A 5,371-nucleotide genomic window follows, 5' to 3' on the forward strand; every position below is an offset into this window, starting at 1 on the left:
AGACACCGGTCAGCTTGAGCAGGTGGTGAAGTTCGACATGGTCGCGGTCGAGCGGGAATTCGATCTCGGTCACGCTATCACCGCTACTTGCCGTCGCCCGTGCTCTTGCGTTCGGCAATCGACTTCACGCGTGTCGACACTTCTTCGGCTGCGCGCTGCTTTGCGCGTGCGACCTGGCGTTCCGCCCAGCGCTTGAGCACGCGTGCGCGACGCGCGCCGGTTTGCGGATCGCGCACGACTTCCTCGACACGGGCGAGCAGAGCCTCGAAGTTCTCCCGCGGTGGCGCGTCGGTGTCGCGCCCGTGCGACCAAAGGTCGATCCAGTCCTCCGTGTGTTCGCCCATCCGCAGCGTGGCACGGAAGAAGCGTGGCTCGTGCGACTTCAGGAACAGCAGATCGAGCGCGGCGGCGGCGAGCGTGATCGGACTGAGCAACAGGTCGCGCGCGGCGCCCAGGAGCAGCTTTAGTTGCAGCAGCGCAACAGCCTTGATCAGAGGTCGTGCCGAGCTTTTGTGGTCTGTATTCATGGCGAAAGGGTAAAGGAGTTTGTGGCGCGTGGAAACCAGATATGAGGATGGGTTCGGCGCAGCGCCTTTCAACAGCGTAGCAGGAGCGAATTAGTTGCCGGCGGCCTGGCGCACGCAGCGCTTGTAGCGCTGGTCGACACGCTGCGCATACCAGGCCGTGGTGAGGTTGCGCGAGATCTTCGGGCCTTCGAGCGTGATCGCGGGCAGCAAGGCGCGCGGCATGTGCTGGTGCTGGATCCTGTCGGCGAGGAGGAACACGTGCTGGTAAAGGTCGGAGCGCTCGAACTCGGCGCTACGGCCCTGTGCGAGCCCTTCGCGAATGGCGCGATCGTCGATGTTCAAGAGTTTGTCGAGCGATCGCAGCGCGCGCTCGGTCGCGCCGGGCTCGTCGAAGGCGGCATCGGGTTTGAGCAAGCTGCCGTCGTGCGCGAATGCAATTCCTGACGCACCGCTGACCGCGCTCTGGAAGGCGGCGTTGCGGCTGGCATAGCGGCCGGCGTTGTAGTCGGCGAAGCGGTACAGCGGTTCCGCATAGTTTGCGGGGTAGCCGAGCAGGTGCAGCGTGCCGAAATAGACGCCGCCGCGGCGCGTGAACAGCTCGTGGCGGATCGAATCCCGGATCGGATACGGATAATCCTTGGCGTTCGCTTCGGCAAATGCGATGCCGACTTGCATCGGGCCGATTGTGCGCACCGGGTTCAGCTGTCCGAACAAACGCTGACCGAGCGGCACCATGCCGATGAAGTCCTCGAAAATGTAGCTCATGTCCTTTTCGGTGCGCACATGGGCGATGCGCTCTTCGTAGGTCCTGCCGTTGGACGAGCTGACGCCCAGCGCTGCATTGACGACGAAATCCGGTACGTGCATCGCCTCGGAGCGGCGGAAGATTTCGTCGTGCGCGATTTTCGGCAAGCCTGCCACGACCGGATCGACCTGGAACCCGGATTCCTGTTCGGCCACGGCAAGCACAGCGCAGAGGTTGCTGTTGTTCGCGTCGAATTTCTGTGCGGAGAACGCGGCCTCGATGTCTGTGGCCCAACCTTGGCGGTCCGCAACCGACGCCGGTATCAAGCGTACGATTTCGGCGCGCACCTCGGCCGGGCGGCGCACCGGCCCGTGCACGCCCGGCGCGGTGCAGCCGGCGAGCATCAGCAGCATCGCGGCTGTCCATAGCAGGCTCGCGGAGCCGCGCGTGGAGTTCATCGTCATCGGCGCAGCGTAAAGGAGTTTGCGGCGCATGGAAACCGCAGCATGTTTGTGCACTTTCGAGGGCGGGTTCGGCGCCAGCGGCTCGACGGTGTGGCCGGTCCACTCATCGCGACGTAGAATCGCTCTGGCGATGAATCATCCGCTCGACAATCCGGTCTGGGAATCGTTGACCAGTCATCACGCTGGATTGGCGCGCAAGACCGCGAACGCGGCGCGTTATCCGGCGGACGCTGCGCCCTTCGTCGCGGTCGACGAGCCGAACACACGCGCGGCTGCGCAATTGACGAGTCTGGTCGAGGTCGACGAAACGGTCCTGTTCGTCGGACCTGCGCCGCCGTTGCCGCCGATCTGGAGTGTCGAGCCGCTGGTTTTTATCGCGCAGATGACCTGCGACTCACGCCTGGCGGTCAACGATGGTCCGTCAATCATTGAATTGTCGCGCGCGCACGTCGCCGACATGCTCGCGTTGACCGCGCTCGTGTATCCGCACTATTTCCGTCCGCGCACGATCGAGATGGGCCGCTACTTCGGTATCTACGATGGCAACACACTCGCGGCGATGGCGGGTGAGCGCATGCGCTTCGGCCGTTATCAGGAAATCAGTGCGATCTGCACGCATCCCGACTACACCGGCCGCGGTTATGCCCAGCGCCTGACCGCCACGCTGACCAATGACATCCTCGATAGTGGACGCTCGCCGTTCCTGCATGTGAGCCATGCAAACACGCGCGCGAAATCCTTGTACGAGCGCATGGGTTACCGGTTTCGCACCGATATTCCCTTGCTTGGGGTGAAACGCGTCGCCCGTGGCGAAAGCTGATATCCACTCACCGCCGTCAGGCTGGAACCGCCGCGACTTTGAGCTGCAAGCGCCGCTGCAACTGCCCACGCAGCAGCAGGAGGCTGAACACCGCCTGCAGCGCGACGCTGACCATCGATGCGATCCACACGTGATGCAGCTGGAATCCCGGCTGCCGCGATGCCCAGATCGCCGGCAAGATGAAGGTCAGCAGGCGCGTGCCGCTGCTGAGCAATGAAGGCAAGGTGTTGCCAAGCGCCTGAAACATGCCGGAGCAGGTGAACACGATGCCCTGCGCGACGAAATTCCACGAAATGTAGCCGAGGAATTCCGCAGCGACGGCGATCACGGCCGCGTCCTGGGTGAACCAGCGCATGAACCATTCCGGTTTGATCTGGCAGATCAAGGTGAGCACCAGCATAAGCGCGCTGCCGATGCCGATCGCGACGCGGAAGGTGCTGCGCACACGGTCGAACAATCCCGCGCCCATGTTTTGCGCGGCGACGGGCGAGGTCGCGAACGCGATCGCCATCGCCGGCAGGAAGATCGCCTGCATGACGCGGCCGCCGACACCGAAGCCGGCTTGCGCCACGGCGCCGAAATCGCGGATGAGCACATAGATCACCGCCATGTAGACGAACATCAGCGCGAACTCGCCGCCGGCCGGCAGGCCGATGCGCAGGATGCGGGTCCAGGTCTCCAGGCGCGGCGCCCATTGTTGGCGCTCGAAGCCGACGAATTTTTCCAATTTCACAAAGTACAAGACCAGCAGCACGACGCCGACAGCGATCGCGATCGTCGAGGCGAGGCCGGCACCGGCGACGCCGAGCGGGTGGCCCGTGCCCCAACCGGCGATCAGCACCGGTGCGAGGATCGCGTTGAGCACGACGGTCAGCATCTGCACCATCATCGTCGGCTTGACGATGCCGGTGCCGCGCAGCGCCGAGCCCATCGCCACGATCGCGAACTGCAACGCGAGACCGGGCAGATACCAGTTGAGGTAATCGATGCCGGCCATCTGCGTTGCCACGTCGGCACCGAGCGTGCGCATGTACGGGCCGATGCAGAAGTAACCGGCGACGATGGTCAGCGCCGCACACAGCGTGGCGATCAACAGGCTCTGATTGAAGACCAGATTCGCGTCGTCGTGATCCTTGCGCCCGACCGCCTGCGCGATCAGCGCGACCGTGCCGACGCCGAGCACCTGGGTCAACGCCATCACGACGAAGGTCAGGTTGCCGGCTGCGCCGACGCCGGCGATGGCCGCGTCGCCGATGCGCGCGACGAAGTACAGATCGATCAGCAGGTACAGCGTCTGGAACAACATGCCGACCGCGATCGGCACAGCCATCTGGATGATGTGCTTGGAGATCGAGCCCTGGGTCAGGTCCTGCATGGCGCGCTCCGGCAGGGAGAGGCGCACAAATTAGCATGCGGCAAGCGCATTGGTTATCCCTGAATTGCAGGTATCGCGGATGACAGTTGTCAGGCCGCTCAATCAGCAGCCGGCAACGACGCGCGCGGTCGCGCGCGTCGTGTGCCTGGCGTCGCGATCAGACTTTGACCATCTCCTTGAACCCACCCCAGAACATCCGCCTGCCATCGAAGGGCAACGATTTGGGATTCATCATCGACGCGAGGCGCGGATCGGCCATCACCTTCTTCATCGTGCGATCGCGCTGTGCACGCGATTTGTAGACAATCCACGCGAACACTACGAGCTCATCGGGTTTCAGTTTTACCGCTTGGGGAAACGAAGTCACCTTGCCCGGTTTTACATCGTCGGCGACGCATTCGGTGTATTCCAGCGCGCCGTGTTCGCGCCAAACCTTGCCCGACGTCTTCGCCATGCGGCGATAAGCGGCGAGGTTTTTCTTTGGCACCGGTATGACAATCCCATCTACATAGCTCATAAGTCCTCCTCGTGTGTGACTGGCCTTATTTCGATGCTGCCAACGGGTGATAGTTCCATGCGACCGCGTTGGCCGCGCAGCTGGTGCCGCGTTTCTTTCGTGACTTGCCATCATTGGCACACCTCTCCCGCTGGCGGGAGAGGTCGGCGCACGTAGTGTGCCGGGTGAGGGCGGCGCAACATAGGAGCGGTGAGCGCCTTCCGTGGCACCACCCCTCATCCGCCTTCGGCACCTTCTCCCGCCAGCGGGAGAAGGGAGTAAAGCTGAACGTCGCATGCAGAATTATTCGCGGAACGGCGCACTAGCTTGCGATGCGCTCGATCAGCGCCGTCGCCGCCGCCGGGTTGCGTTCCTTCGCGCTGCTGATGAAGTAAATGTATACATCGCGCGGTTGCGTATTTTTCCCCTCGTTTCCTGCGCTTGGCTGGACACGGGGCAGGTCGCCCGGGTCTGCGCCGGCGGACCACGCGCGGGCGCGCTGCGCCCAGGCGTCGAGCTCGTTCATGGGGTAGCCGGTTTCGATCGCCGCTTCGCTGCGCATCAGGCGTGCATAGACGAAATCGCCGGTGATGTCGGCGAACGAGGGATATTTCGGCGATTCGGTGAACACGGTCGGCACGCGATACTTGCGCACCAGTTCCAGGTACTCGGCGCACATGAAGCTGGCGTGGCGCACTTCGAGAACATGACGCAGCGGATAGCCATCGAGATCGCGCGGCAGCTGGTCGAGGAACGCGGCCAGATCGCTGCGCTCGAACGCCTTGTACGGCGGCAATTGCCAGAGAATCGGACCGAGGCGGTCGCCGAGTTCGGCAAGGCCGCCGAACACGAAATCGTCGATGGTCTTGCCGGCATCGGCGAGCGTCTTGCGATCGGTGGTGTAGCGCGGCGCCTTGAGCGAGAAGACGAAACCCTCGGGCGTT

The 5,371-nt window shown here is 63.5% G+C and carries 6 protein-coding genes; 1 reads left to right on the forward strand and 5 read right to left on the reverse strand.

The features are described 5' to 3' along the window. Positions 1-83: 83 nt before the first annotated feature. Both VIE67_RS10535 and VIE67_RS10540 read right to left on the reverse strand, forming a co-directional pair. Positions 84-527, reverse strand: a complete 444-nt coding sequence (locus tag VIE67_RS10535; RefSeq protein WP_332025955.1) for a hypothetical protein — start codon at positions 525-527, stop codon at positions 84-86. Positions 528-617: 90 nt separating this feature from the next. Further along, complete coding sequence (locus VIE67_RS10540) at positions 618-1,730, reverse strand: DUF1615 domain-containing protein (protein ID WP_414707342.1); 1,113 nt, start codon at positions 1,728-1,730, stop codon at positions 618-620. Positions 1,731-1,866: 136 nt separating this feature from the next. Here VIE67_RS10540 and VIE67_RS10545 point away from each other — a divergent pair, with 136 nt between their 5' ends. Then, on the forward strand, positions 1,867-2,556 hold the full coding sequence (locus tag VIE67_RS10545) for a GNAT family N-acetyltransferase (protein WP_332025959.1): 690 nt from the start codon (positions 1,867-1,869) through the stop codon (positions 2,554-2,556). Between the two features lie 16 nt (positions 2,557-2,572). On the opposite strand, the gene VIE67_RS10550 is transcribed toward VIE67_RS10545, so the two are convergent. The 3 genes from VIE67_RS10550 to VIE67_RS10560 form a co-directional block, all read right to left on the reverse strand. Then, positions 2,573-3,931 carry an MATE family efflux transporter gene (locus tag VIE67_RS10550; RefSeq protein ID WP_332025961.1) on the reverse strand — a complete coding sequence of 453 codons (1,359 nt, stop codon included), beginning with the start codon at positions 3,929-3,931 and terminating at the stop codon, positions 2,573-2,575. A gap of 157 nt (positions 3,932-4,088) precedes the next feature. Beyond that, a complete protein-coding gene (locus tag VIE67_RS10555) occupies positions 4,089-4,448 on the reverse strand; it encodes a DUF1428 domain-containing protein (protein WP_332025963.1) in 360 nt (119 codons plus the stop codon). A 301-nt stretch (positions 4,449-4,749) separates the two neighbouring features. Beyond that, the coding region (locus tag VIE67_RS10560) for a DUF72 domain-containing protein (RefSeq protein WP_332025965.1) at positions 4,750-5,371 on the reverse strand (622 nt) is incomplete at its 5' end.

Source organism: Rudaea sp., assembly GCF_036560865.1.
Lineage (GTDB): Bacteria > Pseudomonadota > Gammaproteobacteria > Xanthomonadales > Rhodanobacteraceae > Rudaea.